Genomic DNA, 21,206 nt, shown 5'->3' with positions numbered 1-21,206 from the left:
TCAGGTGAGGTTCTGTAGCTGCTCGATCCACCCCATTGAAAATGGCTCCAACATCCGCGCCAACGTTACCTCTGGCCGCTGCCTGCCGTCCAAGATCGCCTCAACGATGTCGGGCGCGAGCAGTGTCAGGCGCAGGACGCGCGTCATGTAGGAGAGCGCGATGCCTTCGCGATCCGCGAGCTCGGCGATTGTTGCGTACTCACCCGACTCCAACATCCGCTTCCATCGGAACGCGCGCGCCAGAGCCTTGATCAGCGTGTTTTCGGTCCGGCGCGGCTGCACGGCACCGTCCGGCATCTGCATCTCCTTCCGCCCACCGCGCTTCGCGACGCGAAATGGGACGTGGAGCGTCACGGTGTCGGGGATCGGTGCGCCGAGTGTCATGCTGCGGCCTCGATTTCGCCGGCCAGAAACTCGCGCGTGAGGCCACGAAGGCCGTCCACCCGTAGCCGGACGTTCAAGCCATCCACGCCGATGTCGACGCGCTCGACCAGCAGCGCCACGATGCGGGCCTGCTCGGCGGGGAAGAGTTCGTCCCAAAGTGGGTCGAGCTGCTGCAGGGCCCTGCGAGCGTCGGCTTCGGTGATGTCGTCGGCGTGAGCGCGCGCGACCTTCCACGTGCCCGCCACGATCTCGGGCTGGCGGAACACAGTCCGCAGCTGGTCGATGACAGCCGCTTCGATCTCGCCTGCGGGCACACGACCGATCGGGCACGACCCGGCACCGTGCTTCAGCACCGTCTGGCTGACGTAGTAGCGGTACAGCCGGTCGCCCTTTCGGGTGTGCGTCGGCGAGAAGGCGGCGCCGTCCGGCCCGAACAGCAGCCCTTTCAGCAGCGCGGGCGTCTCGGCGCGGGTGCGGGCGGCCCTCTTGCGGGGGCTCTCCTGCAGGATGGCGTGGGCGCGGTCCCATATCTCGCGGTCGATGATGGCGTCGTGCTCGCCGGGATAGCTGTCGCCCTTGTGGACCGCCTCGCCGATGTAGGCGCGGTTGCTGAGCATCCGATAGATGTATTTCTTGTCTATCCGGTTGCCGCGCGGCGTCCGGATCCCGCGTACGCCAACCTCCCGCGCCAGTTCCGTGCAGGACCCGATCTCCGAGAATCTGGCGAAGATCCAGCGGACGTGCGCGGCGGCTTCCTCGTCCACCAGCAGTTTGCGGTTTTCCACCCGGTAGCCGTAGGGTGGCACTCCACCCATCCACATCCCCTTCTTCCGGCTGGCGGCGACCTTGTCGCGGATGCGCTCGGCCGTCACCTCCCGCTCGAACTGGGCGAAGGACAGCAGGATGTTCAGCGTCAGCCGCCCCATCGACGTGGTCGTGTTGAAGCTCTGCGTGACCGACACGAAGGTTACGCCGTTCCGGTCGAACACCTCCACCAGCTTGGCGAAATCCGCCAGCGAGCGGCTGAGGCGGTCGATCTTGTAGACCACCACCACGTCGACCAGCCCGTCCTCGATGTCCTCCAGCAGGCGCGTCAATCCCGGGCGTTCCAACGTGCCGCCCGAGATACCACCGTCGTCATACTGATCGCGGACAAGCACCCAGCCCTCGGAGCGCTGGCTGGCTATGTACGCCTCGCAGGCCTCTCGCTGGGCGTGGAGCGAGTTGAACTCCTGCTCCAGCCCTTCCTCGGAGGATTTGCGGGTGTAGACCGCGCAGCGCAGCTTGCGGACGATCTTGGTTTTTTCGGGCGGCTTTGTCATGTCCGCCCCCTGTGGTTCTTGAGCCCGAAGAAGATCCAGCCGTTCCAGCGCGTGCCGGTGATCGCGCGGGCGATGGCGGACAGCGACTTGTAGGGTCGCCCCTGCCACTCGAAGCCGTCGGCGGTGACGGTGACGATCTGTTCGACGCCCTGCCACTCGCGCAGCAGCCGCGTGCCAGTGATCGGGCGGTCGCGATCGGCGCGGATGCTCCGCTTCGCCCGATCGCCGCCGTCCAGTTCGTCGCCCAGCCGTTCCAGCCGCCTGATTGTCTCGGGCTTCAGCCCGCCGTAGGCGAGTTCCTGGATGCGATAGGCTAGGCGTGATTCAAGGTAGCGCCGGTTGAAGGGCGGCGGCTCGCTGTCGAACAGGTCGCGCCACTGTTTCTTCAGGTCGGGCGTCGGCGTGGTCTTGAGCGCGGCTAGGCGCGCGGGGATGGGATCGGGCTTGTTCATGCATTTCTCCGGTGCGTTGGAGTTGCATGACGGCATTGGTCGGGCGGATAGTGTAGGCAACGTTCTCCAGTATCCTCAGATACTTCGCCCCCATCCCGCATCCGTAGCCGAACCAGCCCGAGCGCCAACAGACCGCATAATTCGGCACGGCGCTCTGCGGGCGTCATCTGGTCGGGCGGGAGCGGATTGGGGCGTTTCATGCATGCCTCGGAGCAGTCGTCTCCTCTGGCCTCTACTCGTTGATGTCGGAAAGCGTCCCAAGCGATCCCGCACAGGTTGAAGAATCGATCAAAAGAACGTAACAGGAACACTTGTCTTGCAGGAAAGGGGATTCGTCGTGGCCGGCAATTTGAAAAAGTTCGTGAACCCCCGGTTCATCAAGACAATCGATCTCGCCCTGATGAGGCCGCTGCTGGCGCGGCACGAGGGCAAGTACAAAGGCTTCTCCGTCGACCTGCTGGACCAGGAGGAGGATGCCGCCCGCGAAGCGCTGGAGAAGCTGCTGACCGGTGCCGAGGACAGCTATCCCGAGGGGCTGCGCGGCGATCTGCACCGCATCGCGGAACTGGGCGATGCCCGCGGCCTCGAGATCATCCAGGCGCAGGCTGCCCGTCAGGGCGTCGATCTGTTCCCCGACATGAAGACCGGCGACGAGGACTCGCCGAACAAGGCGCATGATCCCAAGCACATCGCCGTCCGGGTGTTTCTGGAGCATCCCGATCTGTTTGACGCGGCCGCCGATCACATGGCGATGCTCACCGCCGACCGCCTCCATGAATATGCCGGGCGGGAACGTGGCGTCGCGATCGATCTGACGGCGGAGAAGGTCGAGGCGTTCCGGACGGCCGTTGCTGCGCTCTTCCGTGACGCGTTTCTCGGGGACTACTGCCGGGTGGGCGACTACGACGACGATGACGAGATCAACCTCGTGGTCAGCCACGGCTCCATGGTTTCGACCATGCCGGTCGTCGAGGGCCAGGTCGAACGGGTCATCAGCGTGCGCCAGATTTCCCACGCCGTGCTGCGATACTCCGAGAACACCGGCATGCTGCGACTGGCCCGCATCCGGAAGGCGCATCAGCCCGAGATCGCGGAACTCTTCGCCTCGATCATCCTCGACAGGCCCGGCTTCTTCGACGGCGACGATGCGCAGGACCTCTATACCCTGCGCCCGGTCGAACTGGCCGGACCGGGCTTCGCCTTCGACGCCGCCTACGATCCACTGATCGACAAGGTGCTGATCATCGAGGCGGCGGCCGACCTGATGGCACCCGGCAAGAAGGGGTATCCCCGTGTGGTGCGCACGCTGCGCTCGCGGGATCTCGGCGGTGATGCGCTCCAGCATTTCGGCAGCACGCCGGTCTCTTTCGGCGGCGCCTGGCGGCTGGGCGAGCTCGTGTTCCGGATCCTGTTCAAGGGTGACGGCAAGCGCCAGCCGCAGGTCACGGTCAAGCTGCGGCCCCCGGGCGTCGTGCAGTTCCGCCGTACCCAACATGAGGCGCGGGTGATGAAGCTGATCGAACGGAACGGGCTGATGAATGACCGAGACGATTTTGAGGTTGTTGACGCGGCTGAGTGAGGCTGGCGACGACGCAATCCTGCCCGGCGAGCTTGCCGCGCCGTTCTTTGGTCCGGTCTTCGACCGGCTGCTGGCGAAACGTGTCCTTGTCGAACAGGCGCCGCTCGCCGATTGGGACGTCTGCGATGCCTGTGAATGCGGGCTCCCCTGTCGGTCGATCCGGAAAGCTGGCGATGGATATCGTGCTGAATGTCCGCTCGACCGCCGGCAGGACATCGATCTCACCGAGGACGATCTGCGCGTGTTCCGCATTGGTGGTGACGCGCTGGCATCCGTGATCGGCGCGGCGGCGGGATTCCGGGCGGCTCCGAAACGCGCCGCGGCGAACTTCTGGCGGCTCGGCGATACGCCAACGGGTCGGGCGGTGTTTCTTTCACTGGAGCCTGCAGCCATGACCGGCGACGGCATCATCGTATCGTTGCGCCAGGCGGCGCAGGGCTCGGACGTCACGATCCTCGCGCCGCAGTTGCCCGAAGAGATTGTCCGGCGACACCAGGATGCGGGCTTTCATCTGGTCGAAACCCTCGCGGTACTGATTCCTGCCTCGGATGGCCTCGGCGTCGCAATCGATGTCGCGGCTCTGGCGCCGGTTCCGCTGGCGCCCGTGCTTCGTGTGCGAAGGGCAACGGCCGAGGTTCAATGGGACGGTCGCTCCGTCATTCTGTCGCGTCAGATTTTCCCCGTGTTCGAACGCCTGCTGGAGAAAGCGATGTCGCGCGATCAGGTCGCCTCCGGAGCCCATGTCGAAGGCACGACGGCGCGCGAGGCCAAGGATTTGATCCGCGAGCTGCGCGACGCGTTCAAGGCGGCAGGGTTTACCGATGCCGAGAGCAAGGCCCTGATTGCGACAGTGCGAAACAGGGGCTACCGGCTTGGCGTTCAGGCTGCAGAGATCGTAGCCGACGGTTGACCCCTCTCGGTCTATCCGGATTTCGCTACGATCAGTAACTTACTGTGGACCGATAGACGTCTGCCTGCGCATGATCGCTACAACGAACACGGTACTACATGATAGGATTTATTGGTGTGATGGGCCGGCTAAATGACACTCGGAAATCAGGCGAGAGCTTGCAGTGATTTTGTTTTATTATGATGAAGTGAAATATAATCCGCCTCAACAAGATAGTTTTTGGTTGGGAGGTATCGCGGTATCGAGCGCAATTGTTGCTGAGGTTGAAAATATGGTAAATGCTGTTTCTCAGGATGCGTTCGGCAGCAGTCTTCTCAGGAAGAACACCGAGTTTCACGGTAAGGAGATTTGCCGTGGAAACGGTCATTTCAAAGGTGTTTCGGAAGATATCCGAATTTCATATTTGAAGCGTCTACTCGAAATAATAGCGAGAGATGATGTTCTTAGAATACACATTGAGATCAGGCCAGGCAACATTACACACTCTTCTAAACCTCACGACGAGATTGCCTTCATGTACCTGACAGAGCAGTTCAACAGTTTACTTCATGAGCATGACACGATTGGAATGATGTTTGGGGATTATGATGAGCCTGCTATTGGCACTTCGGTAGCGAGCTTAAGTCGCTTCCGAAGGGGGGGCACTGAGTGGAGCCGAGCAAAGGAAATAGATCGGATCATTGATACTGTGCATTTCGCCAAATCGCACCACAGTCGCATGATTCAACTGGCAGACATATTCCTTTACTGCCTGCAGTTCATATACGGCGACAATTCGGCTCCATGGCGCAATCGCTTACAAGATGTCATCCGGGCGTCCAATATACACATTTGCGCGAAGTCGAGAACATGGCCGACCGAAAAAATGTGGTATCGTTGAACTGCGACCGACGTCCGTGAGGACTGGCAAGGTTGTGCACCAATGCGCTGTCAGTCGCGGATTACATGTGCAAACGGGTGAGCCGTGTTGTCAAGCTCTTCCGCCGCCTGCCCGCTGATCGACCGTATGCTGCTTAAGTCGAGTATCGCTGAACGCGTGGGCTCCCTTTTCTGAACAGGCAGTGTCTTCGCCTACGGTGACTGGCTAGCCAGACCGGCGCGGCCCACCAAACCCCCACCTTATTCCCACCCCGTTCCCACCTGCGCGGCGACCGCATCCGGCACCTTGGGCTCATCAGAAACGATGACCGAGGCGCACAGCGATGCAGATCGAACTTTCCCCCGACGACATTGAAACCATCATCCGCGAGGCCGATGCGGCGGCACAGCGGCTCCGACGCAAGCTGTGTCTGCCGGTCTTCGAACGCGAGGATCTGGGCCAGGACCTTCTGGTCGATCTGCTGCGCCGCTTGCCCGCCTACGATCCCTCGCGCGGCAGCATCGGCGCCTTCGCCAACATCGTCCTGCGCAACCAATCCTCGCGGATCGCGATGCGCCACCACCGCCAGCGCCGTGCGCAGGGTGGGTCGCTGTTCTCGCTCGAGGTGCCGCTGGCCGGCGCCCGCGAGCCGGTCGGCAACACGCTGACCGAGAACGACGGGCTTGCCGCCTGGAACGGCCAGACCTGCTGCGCCGCGGCTGTGACCGAACTTCACCACGCCCTGCAGGCCGCCCTCGCGCGGCTGCCGGCCGAGGATCGCCGGTTCTGCGCGGCGCTGGCGCATCGCCCCGTCACCGCGCTCGCGGCCGAGGGTTTCGGCAGCCGGTCCGCGCTCTACCGCCGCCTCGCCGATCTTCGTCACGTCCTCACCGCCCACGGTCTTGGTCCCGCCTGGGACGATCTCGCGGCGGCCTGAGTAGAGGCGAAAGGAGGAGATCATGTTCATGGGCACCACACCCTTCATCACGGTCCGCGCCCGCCGACCGCTCACCGAGATCGAGTTCTGCGCCTGGGTGGCGCAGGCCGTGCCGGGCGACCGGCTGGAATACCATCGCGGCTTTCTGGTCCTCGACATCTTCCCGATGTTCGCCCGGCTCCCGGATCAACAGCGCGCGGAACTGGCCCGGCTCGGGTCCCGCGCCTTTTGGGCCGCCGAACAGGGCCTCGTGCACCTGGTGCAGGAGCGCACGGGCCCCGACCAGTTCGCCTACATCGCCGTCGCCCGCCCCAAGCCGAAGGCCGCAGCCGTGTCGTTGTCCGCGCTCCTGCTCGCCGAGCGAGAGGCCGCGTGATGACCGCCTTCCAATCCCTTTTTGCCGATCATGGAGACCCTTACATGCCGTTCCCCGCGAACACTCCCACCGTCGACGACCTGCCGGGCCTCGGCCTGCAGGACATCGCCCAGCTGCCCGTCGAACTGCTGGCCATCCTGCAGCGCGACGTCGATGAGCGCATCAAGCGGGACAAGGCCGCGAAGGCCCGCCTCGATGGCGCGCTAACGGTCCGTTACGCCACCCGCGCCACCGAGGAGCGGCAGGCCGCAGGCAAGGACACCGGCACAGTCCGCTTTGACGACGGTGATTTCACCGTGGTCGCCGATCTGCCGAAGCGGGTGGATTGGGATCAGGACCGTCTCGCTGCCATGGTCGAGCGCATCAGCGCCGCCGGGGACGATCCCGCGCAGTATGTCGACATCGCGTTCAAGGTGCCTGAGCGCAAATACGCCGCCTGGCCCGATGCGATCCGTGCTGGTTTCGAGCCCGCGCGCACCGTCCGGCCCGGCACGCTGAAGATCGAGATCGTCCCGCAGGGGGGCGATCAATGAGCCTTCCGATCATCAGCGCCGACCAGCGACTGGCCGAACCGCGCGGGATCAAGGGCTGCATCTTCGGCAAGTCCGGCATCGGGAAGACCTCGCTCCTCTGGACCCTTAACGCATCGACGACCCTGTTCATGGATCTCGAGGCGGGCGATCTCGCCATCGAGGGCTGGGCGGGTGACAGCATCCGGCCGCGAACCTGGACGGAATGCCGGGATTTCGCGGTGTTCATCGGCGGGCCCAACCCGGCGCTGCGCGACGAGCAGCCCTACAGCCCGGCACATTACAGGGCGGTCTGCGACCGCTTCGGCGATCCGGCCGCGCTCGACCGCTACGACACGATCTTCGTGGACTCGATCACCGTGGCGGGTCGGCTGTGCTTCGGCTGGTGCAAGGGCCAGCCCGAGGCGCTGTCGGAGAAGACCGGCAAGCCGGATGTGCGCGGGGCCTACGGGTTGCACGGCCGCGAGATGATCGGCTGGCTCACCCATCTCCAGCACACACGGGCGAAGAACGTCTGGTTCGTCGGAATCCTCGACGAGAAGCTCGACGACTTCAATCGCAAGGTGTTCCAGCCGCAGATCGACGGCTCGAAGACCGGGTTGGAGCTGCCGGGGATCGTCGACGAGGTGATCACCATGGCCGAGCTGAAGGCCGATGGCGATCCCTATCGCGCCTTCGTCTGCCAGACGATCAACCTGTGGGGCTTTCCGGCCAAGGACCGCTCCGGTCGGCTGGATCAGGTCGAGGAGCCTCACCTCGGCCGCCTGATGACGAAGATCCGCGCCCCCGTCCCGCCAGCGCCCAGGCGCCTGACCTACACCCCGCCGCCCGCCGATGCGGCGGCCGACGCCCCATCCCAACCGCAATCCTGATCAGAAAAGGAGGTTCCCCATGGGTTCCTGGAACGATTTCAACGACGCGCAGAGCAACACCAACCTGATCCCCAAGGGCACGCTGGCCAAGGTGCGCCTGACCATCCGCCCCGGCGGCTTCGACGATGCCTCGCAAGGCTGGACCGGGGGCTATGCCACGCGCGGCTCGACGGGTGCTGTGTACCTCAACGGCGAGTTCACCGTGACCGAGGGCCAGTACGCCCGGCGCAAGATCTTCACCCTGATCGGGCTCTACAGCCCGAAGGGGCCGGACTGGGCGAACATGGGCCGCAGCCTCGTGCGCGGCATGCTGAACTCGGCCCGCGGGATTTCCGACAAAGACATGTCGGCCGAGGCGCAGGCGGCGCGGCGGATCAACGGCTTCGCCGATCTCGACGGAATCGAGTTCATCGCCCGCATCGATATCGGCACCGACGCCAGCGGCGACGACAAGAACGAGATCCGCAGCGCGGTCACGCCGGATCATCGCGATTACGCGCAGATCATGGGGACGGCGCCGCTGCAGTTCGGCGGACACGGTGCAGCCGGGCATGTCCCGCAGCAGACCGCCCCTGCGGCACCCGCACATCAGCCCGGCCAGCCCGCGTCCGCCCCCGGCGCCGCCGGTCGGCCGAGCTGGGCGCAGTAAGGGGGAGACCGGCCATGCGCCTGCGCCCCCGCCAGAAGTCTTTCGTCGAGCGCAGTGTGGCTGCGCTCGCCTCCCGCGGCAACACGCTGGGCGTGGCGCCCACCGGCGCGGGCAAGACCATCATGCTCTCGGCGGTCACCGGCGAGATGATCGGCGACGGCGCCAAGGCCTGCGTGCTGGCCCATCGCGACGAGTTGACGGCGCAGAACCGTGCCAAGTTCCAGCGCGTGGTGCCGGGCGTCGCAACCTCGGTCATCGATGCCACCGAGAAATCCTGGAACGGCCAGGTCGCCTTCGCCATGGTGCCGACGCTGGCGCGGGCTTCGAACCTTGCTGACATGCCGCGCCTCGACCTGCTGGTCGTCGACGAGGCGCACCATGCCGTCGCCGACAGCTATCGCCGCATCATCGACCGGGTGCGCAATGCCAATCCCGACGCCTGCATCTTCGGGGTCACGGCGACGCCGAACCGGGGCGACAGGAAAGGTCTGCGCGAGGTCTTCGACAATGTCGCCGATCAGGTGCGGCTGGGCGAGCTGATCGCCTCGGGTCACCTAGTGCCGCCGCGCACCTTCGTCATCGACGTGGGCGTGCAGGACGAACTGCGCTCGGTCCGAAAGACCATGTCGGATTTCGACATGGCGGAGGTGGCGGGCATCATGGACCGCGCCCCCGTCACCGACGAGGTGATCCGCCACTGGAAAGAAAAGGCGGGCGACCGGCAGACCGTGGTGTTCTGCTCCACCGTCGCCCATGCCGAGCATGTCACCGATGCGTTCAGGGCGGCGGGCGTGTCCGCGGCGCTGATCCACGGCGATCTGGCGGCCGAGACCCGCAAGGCAATCCTCACCGATTACGCGGCGGGGGATCTCCGCGTCGTCGTCAATGTCGCGGTGCTGACCGAGGGCTGGGACCACCCGCCCACCTCCTGCGTCGTGCTGCTGCGCCCCAGCTCCTACAAGTCAACCATGATCCAGATGGTCGGGCGCGGCCTGCGCATCGTCGATCCCGAGGAATACCCCGGTGTCGTGAAAACCGACTGCGTGGTTCTGGATTTCGGCACCTCGAGCCTGATCCACGGCACGCTGGAACAGGATGTCGATCTCGACGGGCGCGTTCCGACGCTGGGGGAAGCCCCCACGAAGCTCTGCCCCGAATGCAAGGCCGAGATCCCGATCGCGGTCACCGAATGCCCGATCTGCGGGTGCGAGTTGCCGCGCGAAGGCGCGGAGCCCATCGACAGTTTCGTCATGACCGAGCTCGACCTTCTCGAGCAATCGAGTTTCGCGTGGGTGGACCTGTTCGGCGACGACGCCGCGCTGATGGCCAACGGCTTCCACGCCTGGGGCGGCGTGTTCTTCCTCGAGGGCCGCTGGCACGCGGTCGGGGGCGCCAAAGGCAAGGCGACGCGGCTCCTGAGCGTGGGCGAGCGCATCGTCTGTCTCGCGCAGGCCGACGACTGGCTGAACACCCACGAGACCGACGAGAGCGCCTTCAAGTCGAAGGGCTGGCTGAAGCAGGACGCGACGGAAAAGCAGCTGAACTGCCTGCCGCCCGAGTTCCGGCGCGACTACGGCCTTACCAGATATCGCGCCTCCGCGCTGATCTCGTTCCAGTTCAACAAGCGCGACATCCGGCGCCTCGTCACGGCGGCCGAGCCCGAGCGGAGGGCGGCGTGAATCATGTCGCGCAAGTCCCATCCCCGCCCGCAGCGCCTGCGGATTGCCCGGAGCGTATTCGGCTCTGGCACCCGCGCCTCAAGCCTTGCGCCGTCTGTCTGCGCCCCGCGCGCGGCTTCGGTTTCTTCAACCCCATCAAACCCCGCCCCCGCGAACACCGCTGGTTCTGCTCGATGCACTGCCAGGCGTTCTTCGCGGCTCGCCACCGGAAAGGACTGACCATGCAGGGAACCACTGAAGAAGAACGCCTCGCCATAGCTCTGGTGATGAAGCGGCTCGGCACGACCATGGACGAGATCGGCTGGGACAAGCGGCTGCGGGACCTGGATGCGACAGAGGTCACCGCGCTGATCGAGGAGGTTCTGGAAGGCTACAGCGCCGAGATGTCCCGCATCGCCGCCAGGAGCGAGGTGCCGTTCTGATGCTGGATTTCAACCCGCGCCCCTCCATGGCCGAGCGGATCAACGCGCTGGTCGATGCAGCACTCATCGCCGAGCGGGAGGCCACGCCGCCCCGGACCTATCTCGGCGCGTCCCGTCTGGGGCATGCCTGCGAACGCGCGCTGCAGTTCGAGTTCGCAGGCGCGCCCAAGGATGAGGGCGCGGATTTCGGCGGGCAGACGCTGCGCATCTTCGCCATCGGCCATCAGCTCGAGGATCTGGCGATCCGCTGGCTGCGGGTGGCGGGGCTCGACCTCTACACCCGCAAGGGCAATCGGCCCGATGGGGATCAGTTCGGATTCTCCGTCGCGGGCGGTCGCATTCGTGGCCATGTCGACGGGATCGTGGCCGGCGCCCCGGCCGCGCTCGGTCTTCGCACCCCGGCGCTCTGGGAATGCAAGACGATGAACGCGAAGAACTGGCGGGCCTGCGTCAAGGACGGGGTCGCCGTCTCCAAGCCCGTCTATGCCGCCCAGATCGCGATCTACCAGGCTTACATGGAGCCCTCGGTGCCAGGCATTTCCTCGGCCCCGGCGCTGTTCACGGCGATCAACAAGGACACGGCCGAACTGCATCACGAGCAGGTCGCCTTCGATGCCGATCTGGCGCAGCGCATGTCCGACCGCGCGGTGCGGATCCTGCAGGCCACCGACGCGGGCGAGCTGCTGCCCCGCATCGCCGCAAGCCGCGACTTCTTCGAATGCCGGTTCTGCGCCCATGCCGAACGGTGCTGGGGGTTGGCGGCATGAGCGACGACAAGATCATCCACTTCAACCCGTGGCGGGATTTCAACGATGCGGCGCCGCTGCCCGATCCCTTCGCCGTGGAACCGGACTCCGCGCAGATCGCGCGCTTCGTCGACGTGGTCTTCGGCTATTCCGAGGGACTGATCCCGGTCCGTGGCTTCGTCGACAAGGGTCAGGGCAAGGACGGCCGGCCCCACAACATCTGGATCGACGCGAACGGCACGGCGCCCGACAAGCTCGCCACCTTCGCCGCCTGGGGCGCGCGCGAGGGCGCGGCGGTCTATGTCATTCCCGGCACGGTGGCGGAGACCGGACAGGCGCGTGCCGTCGATGTCCTGCAAATGCAGAGCGTCGTCGTCGATCTGGACGCGGGCGACATCCCCGCCAAGCTCGATCACCTCGTCCACCATATCGGGCGACCGACGCTGATCGTCGAGAGCGGCGGGCGCACAGCCGATGGCGCGACCAAGCTCCATGTCTGGTGGAAGCTGACCGAGCCCGCCGAAGGCGCCGATCTCGCGCGGCTTTGCCGGTTGCGGGGCGATATCGCGCTCAAGGTCGGCGGCGACATGCATTTCCGCTCGGCGCACCAGCCCATCCGCGTGCCCGGCACGGTGTATCACAAGGGCGGACAGGAACGGCTCGTCCTGATCCGTGAAGCCAGCGATCTCGAGTTCGATCTGGCCGACATGCTCGAGCGCGCGGGCGAGATGCCGCCCATGCCCGGCGTCGGCATGGCGACGGCCGAGCCGCGTGAGAAACCCTGCGTGGACGTAGCCCTTACCACACCGGTCCGCGAGGGCGGCCAGGACGCCTGGACGCGGTTCGAAGGCGTCAGCATGGCCATCGGACACTATGTCCGAATGGCCCATGAGGGGCGGATGAGCCGGGAGGAAGCCTGGCGCGCGATCGGCGAATACAACGCGGCGATGATCCGGCCGAACTGGCCGGAAGACCGTCTATGGGTCGAATACGAGCGGCTCTGGTCGCTACACATCGTGAGGAACGGCCCGCCGCTCATTCGGAACGACGGCGCTCCTGCGGCAAGAGAGATCGCCACCTTCACCCTGGGCGCGCTGCTGGACGACGGCACTCCGATGCCCGACGACATCATCGGCCCGCGCGTCCTGACCCCGGGCGGCATGCTGGTGCTCGGCGGCGCGCCCAAGGTCGGCAAGAGCGATCTCGTCATCAGCTGGCTGGTGCAGATGGCTGCCGGTGTGCCGTTCCTTGGCTTCACGCCGCCACGGCCGCTGCGCGTGTTCTATCTGCAGGCCGAGATCCAGTACCATTATCTGCGCGAACGGATGCAGCAGATCGGCCTGCCGCCCGGGGTGATGGCCGCCGCCCGCGAAAATCTTGTGGTCACGCCGAAGCTGAAACTGCTGCTCGATGAGGGTGGCAGCGCGCTCGTCGCGCAGGCGATCCAGCAGGCGTTCCCGGCCGAACCCGTCGACATCCTGTGCATCGACCCGATCCGCAACCTGTTCGACGGAGGACCTGACGGCGGTGGCGAGAACGACAACGCCGCGATGATGTTCTTTCTCAAGGACCGGGTCGAGGTGCTGCGCGACCACGTGAACCCCGACTGCGGAATCATCCTGATCCACCACACCAAGAAGCTGAGCAAGCACCAGGTGAAGGAGGATCCGTTCCTCGCGCTTTCGGGTGCCAGCGCCCTGCGGGGCTTCTACACCTCCGGGCTGATCCTGCACCGCCCGGACGAGGACGCGTCCGAGCGCAAGCTGGAGATCGAGTTGCGCAACGGCCCCGCGCTGCCCTCGAAGCTGATCGACAAGCGCGACGGCCAATGGGTCGAGATCAACCCTATGAACGAGCGCCTGGTGCGCGCCGAGGTGGGCGCCAAGCATGACGCCGAGCGCATGCGCAAGCACGACGTCATCCTCGGCCTGCTCTACGAGGAGGCGCGACGCGGCAAGCTCTACACATTGGCGCAGTTCTCCGAAGCTTTTGAGAATACCGGGGGCCTCGGCGGGCGGACCATCGTCCACGACCGACTCAGCGTTCTCGCCACCAAGGGCAAGGTCAAGTTCATCCGCGGCCCCGCCGCCACGCGCATCGGCTTGGCCGCGGAGCGGAGCAAGTACGGCTATCTCTGCGTCGAGGGAATGCTGTTCGGCACGGGCGGTGAGACCGTCGATCCCGACACGGGCGAGGTCAAGCCGGAGCTGATCCCGGCGCTGCCCAGCCACTACAAATGCCCGCAGACCGGGGCCGTTCTGCCCGTCGAGAACCCCTCCGTCTGGGTCTATCAGGAGGAGGACGAGGCATGACAATTCACACCGTTCCGCGCCGCAAATTCTGGCTCCGCAGCCCCGGATTCTGGCCAGAATCCGCAGATTCTGCTCCCCGCGCGAATTCTGGAATCTGGCTTTTCCGATTTCATTTCAGTGGCTTGGAAGGTGCTTCCCAGAATCCGGAAGGGCCTTTCCGGATTCTGCTCCGGAGTCTGGAAGTTCTGTTTCTGATCAATGCCTTGGAGCAGATTTCAGAATTCGGAAAACGCCCCCCTAAAGGGGTAGGTGACCTCCCCGCCAAGCGCGGGAGGGTCACCACCTACCCCTGGGCAATCTCGCGGGCTGGATGCCCCGCCCGTCACCCCATCGAGCAGCAACCCGGAAAGGAGCCGATCATGGCCCACGCATCTCTGACCCCGACACCCATGAGCGCCCCGTTCCCGGGCGTGCCGGTCGTCCTCGCCCTCGATCTCGGCACCACGACTGGCTGGGCCCTGCAGGCGGCGGACGGTCTGATCACCAGCGGTACCGTGTCCTTCCGGCCCAGCCGCTACGACGGCGGAGGCATGCGCTACCTGCGGTTCCGGGGCTGGCTCGAGCAGCTGGCCAACGACGCCGGCGCCATCACCGCCATCCATTTCGAGGAGGTGCGCAGGCACGTCGGCACCGACGCGGCCCATGTTTATGGCGGGCTGCTCGCCACGTTGACGTCGTGGGCGGAGACCGCGGGCGTCGCCTATCAGGGCGTGCCGGTCGGCACCATCAAACGCCACGCCACCGGCAAGGGCAACGCGAACAAGGACGCCATGATGGCGGCCGCCCGGGCGCGCGGCTTCTCGCCCGCCGACGACAACGAGGCCGACGCCATCGCGATCCTGCTCTGGGCGCTGGAGACCCGGGGAGGTGTGCAATGAACGGCATGCGGTTCACGCCGAAGGGATACGGCGGTCACCGTCGCAATCCCGACGAGGTCAAGCGCGACGGCTGGAAGGAACAGGGGCTGCTGGCCGTCGCCGTCGATGACGACCGCCTGACCTGGCCCGAGCGCGAACTGGTGCGCCAGCTCGGCGAGCGGCTCTACGGCAAGCGGGAACGGGAGGCGCGTCATGGGTGAGTGGACCACAGCACAGGTGCAGGATCGGCTGGAACTTGCGGCGGGCGTGATGCGGCAGATGCCGGGCGTGATGCCACAGGGCTTCTTCAACGCATGGCCAGAGTACTTCCACAGCTTCGCCGACAAGGTCGGCCAGGAGCCGCAGATGCGTCGCCCGAGGCCCAGCCCGCGACAGATCACGCAGGCCGAGGAAGCGATGCTCTGGCTGCGCTGGCTCGAGCCCGAGGATGGGCGCCTGGTCTGGGCCCGCGCAGACGGCATGGCGTGGAAGCCGATCTGCTGGCAGTTCGGTCTGTCGCGCACGGCCGCGACCAAGCGCTGGCAGTACGGCCTTGCGGTGATCACCTGGCGGCTGAACGGTCGCATACCGTCGCCCCGGCGCTCGCAGCAGTTCGTCATCGAGAACGCCAATCGCCTGTCAAGAAAAATCGTCCTTTGAGGAAATTTTCGGGTGTACATCGCAGGGCCTTACACATTTCGTCGAGGCCGTTAGAAAACCAATATGCTCGGGAGAGGAGCGCGCAGGCAGACGCCGCGCCGCTGGCTTCCGGGGTCCAGTGAAGGGTCCAGCCGGGGTCCAATGGGCTAACCCATTGAGTTCTTGGTTCCTTCCTCGTGATATTCGTATGCTGGCGGGCGAAGCGCGGGACATCGCCAGCGACAGGGCCGGATTTTTTAGGAAGCCACCCGGAAGCCGGAGCGACGCGCACCCCGCGCAAACACCAATGAACGCTGGCCTTCCGACCGGACACCGCTGGTGCCCGCTGGACCCCGTGTGGAGTCCGGCCCGGCATCCGGAGTCCGGAAGCCACCGGCATCCACCCGACCGAGGAACCTTGCCCACCATGACGCTGAGCTTCGCCCCGGACGCGATCGAGACCTGGCCGCTTGCGCGCCTGCAGCCCTACGCGAAGAACGCGAAGGCGCACGGGCCGGACCAGGTCGCGAAGATCGCCGCCAGCATGGCCGAGTTCGGCTGGACCGTGCCCTGCCTCGTGGCAGAAGGCGGAGAGCTGATAGCGGGCCACGGGCGCGTCCTGGCCGCGACGCAGCTTGGGCTGACCGAAGCGCCGGTGATCGTGCTGGGGCACCTGACCGAGGCGCAGCGGCGGGCCTACCGGATCGCGGACAACAAGCTGACCGAACTCGGCACCTGGGACGAGGCGCTGCTGTCGGCGGAACTGAACGATCTGCTGGCCGAGGATTTCGACCTGTCGCTGGTCGGGTTCTCCGACGGCGAGTTGGACAACCTGCTGGCCTACGTCGCGGAAGACGACGGGGAAGAAGGTGGCGCCGGGGGCTCAGTGCCGCCGGTGACCATCCCCGAACCGCCGCGCAACCCGGCGTCGCGCACTGGCGATCTCTGGATCCTCGGCGATCACCGGCTGCTCTGCGGCGACAGCACCAGCGCGGTCGATGTGCGCCGTCTGATGAATGGCGAGCGGGCGATCCTGTTCGCGACCGATCCGCCGTATCTCGTCGATTACGACGGCTCGAACCACCCGACCCGGAACAAGGATTGGTCGGCGTCCTACGGCACGACCTGGGACGACAGTTCTCAAGGCGCGGAACTCTACGACGGCTTCATCGCCGCCGCCGTCGCCGAGGCGATCACCGAGGACGCGGCATGGTACTGCTGGCACGCCTCGCGCCGCCAGGCGATGCTCGAAGCCTGCTGGGAGAAGGCGGGCGCTTTCGTGCACCAGCAGATCATCTGGGTGAAGGATCGTGGGGTTCTCACCCGCTCGCATTACCTCTGGAAGCATGAGCCCTGCTTCATGGGCTGGCGCCGCCCGAACCGCCCGCCGAAGGTCGCCGAGCAGACGCTGCCCTCGACCTGGGAGATGCCGTCCTTCGCCAAGGACGAGCGCCCCGACCACCCGACGCCGAAACCGCTCGACGCCTTCGGCATCCCGATGCGCCAGCATGTGGCGCGCGGCGGGCTTTGCTACGAGCCGTTCTCGGGCTCCGGCTCACAGATCATGGCGGGCGAAGCCAATGGCCGCCGCGTCTTCGCGATGGAAATCAGCCCGGCCTACGTCGATGTCGCCGTCGAACGCTGGCAGGCCGAGACGGGCCGCGAAGCGATCCTTGACGGCGACGGACGGACCTTCGCGCTGGTGAGGACCGAGCGGCTGGGCAACGACGCCGAACCCCCGGCCGATACGCCGGACCCAGACGCCGCCCCCGAACCCGCGCGTAAGCGCAAGACCGCCGCGTGACATGCATGGCCTGGCTTTACCTTCCTCCGGACGCGCTTCCGGAGCCGGAGACGCATGCCTCTTCGGCCTCTCCCTCTGCTCCGGCGCAGGTGGTCTCGACCTCGGGCTCACTATCGCCATCCCCGGATATCGTGCTGTGGGCCATGTCGAACGGGAAACCTTCGCCGCAGCCACTCTCGTGGCGCGGATGGAAGACGCGTCCCTGGATCAGGCTGCTGTCTGGGACGAGGTTGGAACCTTCGACGGCCGCCCTTGGCGCGGCGCGGTGGACATCGTCACTGCGGGCTATCCGTGCCAGCCGTTCTCCGTCGCGGGCAAGCGCCGGGGCGCGGACGACCCGCGCCACCTCTGGCCGCATGTCGCCCGCATCATCGGCGATGTCGAGCCGCCCTTCGTCTTCCTCGAGAATGTCGCCCATCATCTCCGCCTCGGCTTCCCCGAAGTCGCCAGCGGATTGGTCGGCATGGGCTACAAGCTTGCGGCAGGCCTCTTCACGGCGGCGGAAGTCGACGCGCCCCACAAGCGCGAGCGGCTCTTCATCCTCGCCATCCGCGAGGGGGACGAGCTGGCCGACCCCGCGCGCCTGCTCTGGTACCCGGTCGAGCGGCGGGAACCGGACCGAGCTGCTGCAGCTGTGGCCGACGCCCCGCGCCAGCGCCAACGAGAACCGGCAGACCAAACCCACGCCATCGCAGGCCGCGGGGCAGCACGGCATGAACCTCGCGACGACGGCCGCGATGTGGCCCACGCCGATGGCGAACGATGGGTGCAAGCCGAGCGCGGGCAACCGGCGGACAGCGGACCTGACCCATTCGGCTGGGATGTGGATGACGCCGACGGCCCGCGATCACAAGGATGGCGCGACGAGCCTTGCCAACACGCCGGTGAACGGCCTGCTTGGCCGCCAGGTCCTGGTGACGCCAATGGCTGGGAGCGATACCTCCGAGCTGCGCCGGACCTTGAACCCGCTGTTCGTCGAGGCGCTGATGGGCTGGCCCACCGGGTGGACCGGCTTCGCCTCTGTGGCAACGGAGTGGTCCCGCTGGTTGCAGCGCATGCGCTGCGAACTCTGGCGGCTGAATTGCTGGCCGATGGATGAAGCAGCGGCATGAAGCAGTCCCGCCTCATGTCGCTGGTCGAATCCGTCGCCAACGTGATCGTCGGCTACGGCGTTGCGGTCGTCACGCAGATCCTGATCTTCCCGGTCTTCGGGCTGCAAACGACGCTGGCGCAGAACCTGAAGATGGGCGCCATCTTCACCATCGTGTCGATAGCTCGTTCCTTCGCCTTGCGGCGGGTGTTCGAGGCGATCCGGATGCGCGCACCCACACCACAAAGTGCTGCGGACCACGGTGCTGGCGAGGCAAGGTCGAAGGATGCTATCCGCAGGGTCCTTTAGTGCGCTTCCGCATTCCGGTTCACCGGGTCGGCGAATGGCGCATCGGGTTCGCAGACATAGAACAGGGCCATGCGCGCAGGGGCATCGCCCCTGTTGCTCCCGGTCATGTTCACGCCAGAAGGCTCGACAAAGGCCTGCCCGGCCTCGATGAGGATCGGGTCCCGATCATCCAGCTCGAGCGTGAATGCGCCCTCGATCATGTACACCGTCACCGGGAACCGGTGGGAATGGTAAGGGGTGACATCGCCGGGCAGCAAGGTTGCGAACAGCACGCGCACTTCCTGGTCGGCGGACGTTGGCAGCCCCTTGACCACCTCTCGGTGAAGCGGTGTCAGCTTTGCCATACCGTTGTCCTGCGCACTGCGTGTCACGCCGACCGTCAGGCCAGCAGTCATAGTTTCGACATCGGTTCTCTCGTGCATGTCAGCCTCCATCTCTGTGGTCAGGCTACCAGCGGGCCCGCGACAGCGGCAGCAGCAAGTCTGGCTAAACGCGCTGCAAAAATGCATAACATAGGCATGTTCGACTGGGACGACCTGCGCCACCTGATTGCCGTGTCCCGGCAGGGAAGCACCCTTGCCGCCGCGAAGACGCTGGGCGTGAACCAGTCAACGGTTCATCGCCGACTTGCGGAACTGGAAAAACGCATCGGGCTGACGTTGATGAAGAGGTATCCAACGGGCTACCGCCTGTCGGAATTGGGCGAGGTGTTGATCGACCATGTTCTTGCAGTGGAAACCGCGGTGGTGACGCTGGAACAGCACATCCGGACCTTGAAACTGGACCTGAAGGGGACCATCCGCCTAACCTGCCCGGAACCTACCGTGCCGCGCATCATGGCGACCGGGCTACTGGACCGGTTCCACTCCCGCTATCCCGGCCTTCAGGTTCAATTCGTCACCAGCGATCAGTATCTCGACCTGACCAGGGGTGAGGCGGATGTCGCCTTTCGTTCGGGCGAGCCCATGGACGACAGCCTCGTGGGCCGCAAAATCTGCGACTCGATCTGGGCGATCTATGCCAGCAAGAGCTACGTCGCGCATTATGGGCGCCCCGGCAGCATCTCCGACCTCGCTGATCATGCCCTGATCGGTTTCGACGGCATTATGCAGAACCACCGGGTAGCGAAATGGCTTCCGACTGCGGTTCCAAACGCGCGTATCGTCAGCCGGAACAACAGTATGCTCGGAACGCTGTCGGCAGTTAAGGCGGGGGTCGGCATTGCACCGCTGCCAACCACGCTGGGGGATGCTGAGGACGCTCTGGTTCAGGTCCTTCCGCCCGTCGATGCACTCACGCGCAGCTGGTATCTGCTGACCCCGGCTGATCTGCGGAAGACGCCGCGAATTGCGGCTTTCGTCGATCAGGTACTTGAAGACATCCCGGCCCTTCGGAAGGCATTGGTCGGATAGCACGGATTTCGAACTTGACCCCTGAGGATCCCTAATGACAGACCAAGCCGCCGCCCCATGCGGGACGGCGGTCATCAACTTGTCGGGGTCGCTCGCGTCAGGCGGCGGGGAGTTTGTACACGCGCCCCCGATCATCGATCTTCTCCGAGGTCACCTCGAGCCCGAGTTTCTTCTTCAGCGCCCCGGCCATCGCGCCGCGCACCGTGTGCGACTGCCAGCCCGTCGCGGCCATGATCTCCTCGATGGTCGCGCCGTCCGGCGCGCGCAGCATGGCGATCAGCGTTGCCTGCTTGGTGCCCTCGCGCGGCGTGCGCGCCTTGGGCGCGGCCTTCGGTTCGGTCGGGGTGTCCGGCGCGGGCTCCTCACTCGGCGCGTCCGTCGCGCCAGCCGGCGCGGGGTTCGCGTCCTCGGGCTCGATGCCGATGGCGGCAAGGCCTGCGTCGGTGGCGATCAGCGTGACGCCGTGTCCGTCGCCGGTCTCGCGCCAGACGGGCTCGCCCTTGCGCGTGTCGGCGTCGACCTCCTCGAGGAAGCCCTTGGCGAGCATCGCGCCGACCACCTTGGCGGCGGCGCCGCCGCGCAGGCTCTCGGGCAGCGGCAGGGCGATGCGGTCGTCGCGCTGGGCGGCGGCGCTGAGGATGATGGCTTGGGTATCGGAAATCTTGGTCATGGGGTCGTCTCCGTATTCGGGCCCGCGTCATGCGGTACCTCCTACGACCCCGAGCCGCGCATGGCGCGCGGCGGGAGTTCCGGCGGGGCCGGAGATCAGCGGGCGTGCTCGCCCTCGCCGAAGGCGCTGTCGGTAATGCGCTTCAGGAGGCTGGCGTAGTGTTCGAGGGTGCCGACCATGGCCCAGCCCGCCTCGTCGGGGGCGCAGTTGAAATGGTCGTCGCTGAGCGCCTGCAGGCGGGCGAGCATCTCGTCGATCTCGGCCTTCTTGCCGATGAAGGCGGCGAGCGCGGCTTCCTTGTTCCGGCGCGCCTTCTCGGCGCGGAGTTCGTGGCGCGGGGTGGTGATCGGGTTCAGGCGCGTGGTCATCGTGCTGGCTCCTTAGGTCGAGTTGCAT

At 65.9% G+C, this 21,206-nt stretch carries 25 protein-coding genes and 1 pseudogene; 20 read left to right on the top strand and 6 right to left on the bottom strand.

The window, feature by feature from the left end:
• Genes H8B03_RS07140 through H8B03_RS07130 form a run of 3 tightly spaced genes read right to left on the bottom strand, consistent with a single transcriptional unit; the run spans nt 1 to nt 2,158 of the window.
• On the bottom strand, nt 1–384 hold the full coding sequence (locus tag H8B03_RS07140) for a hypothetical protein (RefSeq protein ID WP_193141032.1): 384 nt from the start codon (nt 382–384) through the stop codon (nt 1–3).
• A complete protein-coding gene (locus H8B03_RS07135) occupies nt 381–1,706 on the bottom strand; it encodes a recombinase family protein (RefSeq protein ID WP_193141031.1) in 1,326 nt (441 codons plus the stop codon). Before H8B03_RS07135 ends, H8B03_RS07140 begins: the two co-directional genes overlap by 4 nt.
• The gene (locus tag H8B03_RS07130; RefSeq protein ID WP_193141030.1) at nt 1,703–2,158 is read right to left on the bottom strand and encodes a DUF2924 domain-containing protein; all 456 of its coding nucleotides are present in this window, start codon (nt 2,156–2,158) and stop codon (nt 1,703–1,705) included. Before H8B03_RS07130 ends, H8B03_RS07135 begins: the two co-directional genes overlap by 4 nt.
• A 337-nt stretch (nt 2,159–2,495) precedes the next feature.
• Here H8B03_RS07130 and H8B03_RS07125 point away from each other — a divergent pair, with 337 nt between their 5' ends.
• From H8B03_RS07125 to H8B03_RS07040, 19 genes and pseudogenes are all read left to right on the top strand, one after another.
• Nucleotides 2,496–3,737, top strand: coding sequence for a hypothetical protein (locus H8B03_RS07125; protein ID WP_193141029.1), 1,242 nt, complete (start codon nt 2,496–2,498; stop codon nt 3,735–3,737).
• Nucleotides 3,697–4,647, top strand: a complete 951-nt coding sequence (locus H8B03_RS07120) for a hypothetical protein (protein WP_193141028.1) — start codon at nt 3,697–3,699, stop codon at nt 4,645–4,647. Before H8B03_RS07125 ends, H8B03_RS07120 begins: the two co-directional genes overlap by 41 nt.
• 163 nt (nt 4,648–4,810) lie before the next feature.
• On the top strand, nt 4,811–5,527 hold the full coding sequence (locus H8B03_RS07115) for a DUF3800 domain-containing protein (RefSeq protein WP_193141027.1): 717 nt from the start codon (nt 4,811–4,813) through the stop codon (nt 5,525–5,527).
• A 322-nt stretch (nt 5,528–5,849) separates the two neighbouring features.
• Nucleotides 5,850–6,443: a sigma factor gene (locus H8B03_RS07110; RefSeq protein ID WP_193141026.1), complete on the top strand. Its 594-nt coding sequence runs from the start codon at nt 5,850–5,852 to the stop codon at nt 6,441–6,443.
• A gap of 22 nt (nt 6,444–6,465) precedes the next feature.
• Nucleotides 6,466–6,819 (top strand): hypothetical protein, encoded by a 354-nt coding sequence (locus H8B03_RS07105; protein WP_170309480.1) that lies wholly within the window; start codon nt 6,466–6,468, stop codon nt 6,817–6,819.
• Nucleotides 6,819–7,352 (top strand): hypothetical protein, encoded by a 534-nt coding sequence (locus H8B03_RS07100; protein WP_226925761.1) that lies wholly within the window; start codon nt 6,819–6,821, stop codon nt 7,350–7,352. Before H8B03_RS07105 ends, H8B03_RS07100 begins: the two co-directional genes overlap by 1 nt.
• On the top strand, nt 7,349–8,221 hold the full coding sequence (locus H8B03_RS07095) for an ATP-binding protein (protein WP_193141025.1): 873 nt from the start codon (nt 7,349–7,351) through the stop codon (nt 8,219–8,221). Before H8B03_RS07100 ends, H8B03_RS07095 begins: the two co-directional genes overlap by 4 nt.
• Nucleotides 8,222–8,240: 19 nt before the next feature.
• Nucleotides 8,241–8,870, top strand: a complete 630-nt coding sequence (locus H8B03_RS07090; RefSeq protein ID WP_193141024.1) for a hypothetical protein — start codon at nt 8,241–8,243, stop codon at nt 8,868–8,870.
• 14 nt (nt 8,871–8,884) lie between these two features.
• Entirely contained in the window at nt 8,885–10,549 is a 1,665-nt protein-coding gene (locus H8B03_RS07085; RefSeq protein ID WP_193141023.1) for a DEAD/DEAH box helicase, read from the top strand.
• 221 nt (nt 10,550–10,770) lie between these two features.
• Nucleotides 10,771–10,971, top strand: coding sequence for a DUF6511 domain-containing protein (locus tag H8B03_RS07080; RefSeq protein WP_193141022.1), 201 nt, complete (start codon nt 10,771–10,773; stop codon nt 10,969–10,971).
• Nucleotides 10,971–11,738 (top strand): hypothetical protein, encoded by a 768-nt coding sequence (locus H8B03_RS07075; protein ID WP_193141021.1) that lies wholly within the window; start codon nt 10,971–10,973, stop codon nt 11,736–11,738. The genes H8B03_RS07080 and H8B03_RS07075 overlap by 1 nt, the downstream gene beginning before the upstream one ends.
• Entirely contained in the window at nt 11,735–14,029 is a 2,295-nt protein-coding gene (locus tag H8B03_RS07070) for an AAA family ATPase (RefSeq protein WP_226925760.1), read from the top strand. Before H8B03_RS07075 ends, H8B03_RS07070 begins: the two co-directional genes overlap by 4 nt.
• A 359-nt stretch (nt 14,030–14,388) precedes the next feature.
• Nucleotides 14,389–14,907 carry a hypothetical protein gene (locus tag H8B03_RS07065; protein WP_193141019.1) on the top strand — a complete coding sequence of 173 codons (519 nt, stop codon included), beginning with the start codon at nt 14,389–14,391 and terminating at the stop codon, nt 14,905–14,907.
• A gap of 5 nt (nt 14,908–14,912) precedes the next feature.
• Nucleotides 14,913–15,107 carry a hypothetical protein gene (locus H8B03_RS07060; RefSeq protein ID WP_167550348.1) on the top strand — a complete coding sequence of 65 codons (195 nt, stop codon included), beginning with the start codon at nt 14,913–14,915 and terminating at the stop codon, nt 15,105–15,107.
• The gene (locus tag H8B03_RS07055; RefSeq protein WP_193141018.1) at nt 15,100–15,546 is read left to right on the top strand and encodes a DUF6362 family protein; all 447 of its coding nucleotides are present in this window, start codon (nt 15,100–15,102) and stop codon (nt 15,544–15,546) included. The genes H8B03_RS07060 and H8B03_RS07055 overlap by 8 nt, the downstream gene beginning before the upstream one ends.
• 406 nt (nt 15,547–15,952) lie before the next feature.
• A complete protein-coding gene (locus H8B03_RS07050; protein ID WP_193141017.1) occupies nt 15,953–17,329 on the top strand; it encodes a site-specific DNA-methyltransferase in 1,377 nt (458 codons plus the stop codon).
• 1 nt (nt 17,330) lies between these two features.
• Nucleotides 17,331–17,840 (top strand): annotated as a pseudogene (locus tag H8B03_RS18975) (DNA cytosine methyltransferase); the annotation flags it as partial.
• 202 nt (nt 17,841–18,042) lie between these two features.
• Nucleotides 18,043–18,441: a hypothetical protein gene (locus H8B03_RS18970; protein ID WP_226925801.1), complete on the top strand. Its 399-nt coding sequence runs from the start codon at nt 18,043–18,045 to the stop codon at nt 18,439–18,441.
• Nucleotides 18,438–18,728, top strand: coding sequence for a hypothetical protein (locus H8B03_RS07040; protein WP_193141015.1), 291 nt, complete (start codon nt 18,438–18,440; stop codon nt 18,726–18,728). Before H8B03_RS18970 ends, H8B03_RS07040 begins: the two co-directional genes overlap by 4 nt.
• Here H8B03_RS07040 and H8B03_RS07035 read toward each other — a convergent pair.
• Nucleotides 18,725–19,150, bottom strand: coding sequence for a cupin domain-containing protein (locus tag H8B03_RS07035; RefSeq protein ID WP_193141014.1), 426 nt, complete (start codon nt 19,148–19,150; stop codon nt 18,725–18,727). The genes H8B03_RS07040 and H8B03_RS07035 overlap by 4 nt on opposite strands.
• A 96-nt stretch (nt 19,151–19,246) precedes the next feature.
• Here H8B03_RS07035 and H8B03_RS07030 point away from each other — a divergent pair, with 96 nt between their 5' ends.
• Complete coding sequence (locus H8B03_RS07030) at nt 19,247–20,140, top strand: LysR family transcriptional regulator (protein ID WP_193141013.1); 894 nt, start codon at nt 19,247–19,249, stop codon at nt 20,138–20,140.
• A 97-nt stretch (nt 20,141–20,237) separates the two neighbouring features.
• Here H8B03_RS07030 and H8B03_RS07025 read toward each other — a convergent pair whose 3' ends face one another.
• The gene (locus tag H8B03_RS07025) at nt 20,238–20,810 is read right to left on the bottom strand and encodes a DUF3489 domain-containing protein (RefSeq protein WP_193141012.1); all 573 of its coding nucleotides are present in this window, start codon (nt 20,808–20,810) and stop codon (nt 20,238–20,240) included.
• Between the two features lie 95 nt (nt 20,811–20,905).
• On the bottom strand, nt 20,906–21,178 hold the full coding sequence (locus H8B03_RS07020) for a hypothetical protein (RefSeq protein WP_036751164.1): 273 nt from the start codon (nt 21,176–21,178) through the stop codon (nt 20,906–20,908).
• Between the last annotated feature and the right edge of the window lie 28 nt (nt 21,179–21,206).

The organism is Meridianimarinicoccus sp. MJW13 (genome assembly GCF_014901205.1).
Classification (GTDB): domain Bacteria; phylum Pseudomonadota; class Alphaproteobacteria; order Rhodobacterales; family Rhodobacteraceae; genus Meridianimarinicoccus.
This window is presented reverse-complemented; position numbering and strand designations above follow the sequence as displayed.

Excerpts from the sequence above, each read along its gene's own strand:
- H8B03_RS07095 (WP_193141025.1), top strand. The coding sequence starts at position 7,349 with ATGAGCCTTCCGATCATCAGCGCCGACCAGCGACTGGCCGAACCGCGC.
- H8B03_RS07130 (WP_193141030.1), bottom strand. The coding sequence starts at position 2,158 with ATGAACAAGCCCGATCCCATCCCCGCGCGCCTAGCCGCGCTCAAGACC.
- H8B03_RS07035 (WP_193141014.1), bottom strand. The coding sequence starts at position 19,150 with ATGCACGAGAGAACCGATGTCGAAACTATGACTGCTGGCCTGACGGTC.
- H8B03_RS07135 (WP_193141031.1), bottom strand. The coding sequence starts at position 1,706 with ATGACAAAGCCGCCCGAAAAAACCAAGATCGTCCGCAAGCTGCGCTGC.
- H8B03_RS07020 (WP_036751164.1), bottom strand. The coding sequence starts at position 21,178 with ATGACCACGCGCCTGAACCCGATCACCACCCCGCGCCACGAACTCCGC.
- H8B03_RS07040 (WP_193141015.1), top strand. The coding sequence starts at position 18,438 with ATGAAGCAGTCCCGCCTCATGTCGCTGGTCGAATCCGTCGCCAACGTG.
- H8B03_RS07085 (WP_193141023.1), top strand. The coding sequence starts at position 8,885 with ATGCGCCTGCGCCCCCGCCAGAAGTCTTTCGTCGAGCGCAGTGTGGCT.
- H8B03_RS07080 (WP_193141022.1), top strand. The coding sequence starts at position 10,771 with ATGCAGGGAACCACTGAAGAAGAACGCCTCGCCATAGCTCTGGTGATG.
- H8B03_RS07050 (WP_193141017.1), top strand. The coding sequence starts at position 15,953 with ATGACGCTGAGCTTCGCCCCGGACGCGATCGAGACCTGGCCGCTTGCG.
- H8B03_RS07025 (WP_193141012.1), bottom strand. The coding sequence starts at position 20,810 with ATGACCAAGATTTCCGATACCCAAGCCATCATCCTCAGCGCCGCCGCC.
- H8B03_RS07055 (WP_193141018.1), top strand. The coding sequence starts at position 15,100 with ATGGGTGAGTGGACCACAGCACAGGTGCAGGATCGGCTGGAACTTGCG.
- H8B03_RS07065 (WP_193141019.1), top strand. The coding sequence starts at position 14,389 with ATGGCCCACGCATCTCTGACCCCGACACCCATGAGCGCCCCGTTCCCG.
- H8B03_RS07090 (WP_193141024.1), top strand. The coding sequence starts at position 8,241 with ATGGGTTCCTGGAACGATTTCAACGACGCGCAGAGCAACACCAACCTG.
- H8B03_RS07120 (WP_193141028.1), top strand. The coding sequence starts at position 3,697 with ATGACCGAGACGATTTTGAGGTTGTTGACGCGGCTGAGTGAGGCTGGC.
- H8B03_RS07105 (WP_170309480.1), top strand. The coding sequence starts at position 6,466 with ATGTTCATGGGCACCACACCCTTCATCACGGTCCGCGCCCGCCGACCG.
- H8B03_RS07075 (WP_193141021.1), top strand. The coding sequence starts at position 10,971 with ATGCTGGATTTCAACCCGCGCCCCTCCATGGCCGAGCGGATCAACGCG.
- H8B03_RS07060 (WP_167550348.1), top strand. The coding sequence starts at position 14,913 with ATGCGGTTCACGCCGAAGGGATACGGCGGTCACCGTCGCAATCCCGAC.
- H8B03_RS07070 (WP_226925760.1), top strand. The coding sequence starts at position 11,735 with ATGAGCGACGACAAGATCATCCACTTCAACCCGTGGCGGGATTTCAAC.
- H8B03_RS18970 (WP_226925801.1), top strand. The coding sequence starts at position 18,043 with ATGAACCTCGCGACGACGGCCGCGATGTGGCCCACGCCGATGGCGAAC.
- H8B03_RS07140 (WP_193141032.1), bottom strand. The coding sequence starts at position 384 with ATGACACTCGGCGCACCGATCCCCGACACCGTGACGCTCCACGTCCCA.
- H8B03_RS07110 (WP_193141026.1), top strand. The coding sequence starts at position 5,850 with ATGCAGATCGAACTTTCCCCCGACGACATTGAAACCATCATCCGCGAG.
- H8B03_RS07100 (WP_226925761.1), top strand. The coding sequence starts at position 6,819 with ATGACCGCCTTCCAATCCCTTTTTGCCGATCATGGAGACCCTTACATG.
- H8B03_RS07030 (WP_193141013.1), top strand. The coding sequence starts at position 19,247 with ATGTTCGACTGGGACGACCTGCGCCACCTGATTGCCGTGTCCCGGCAG.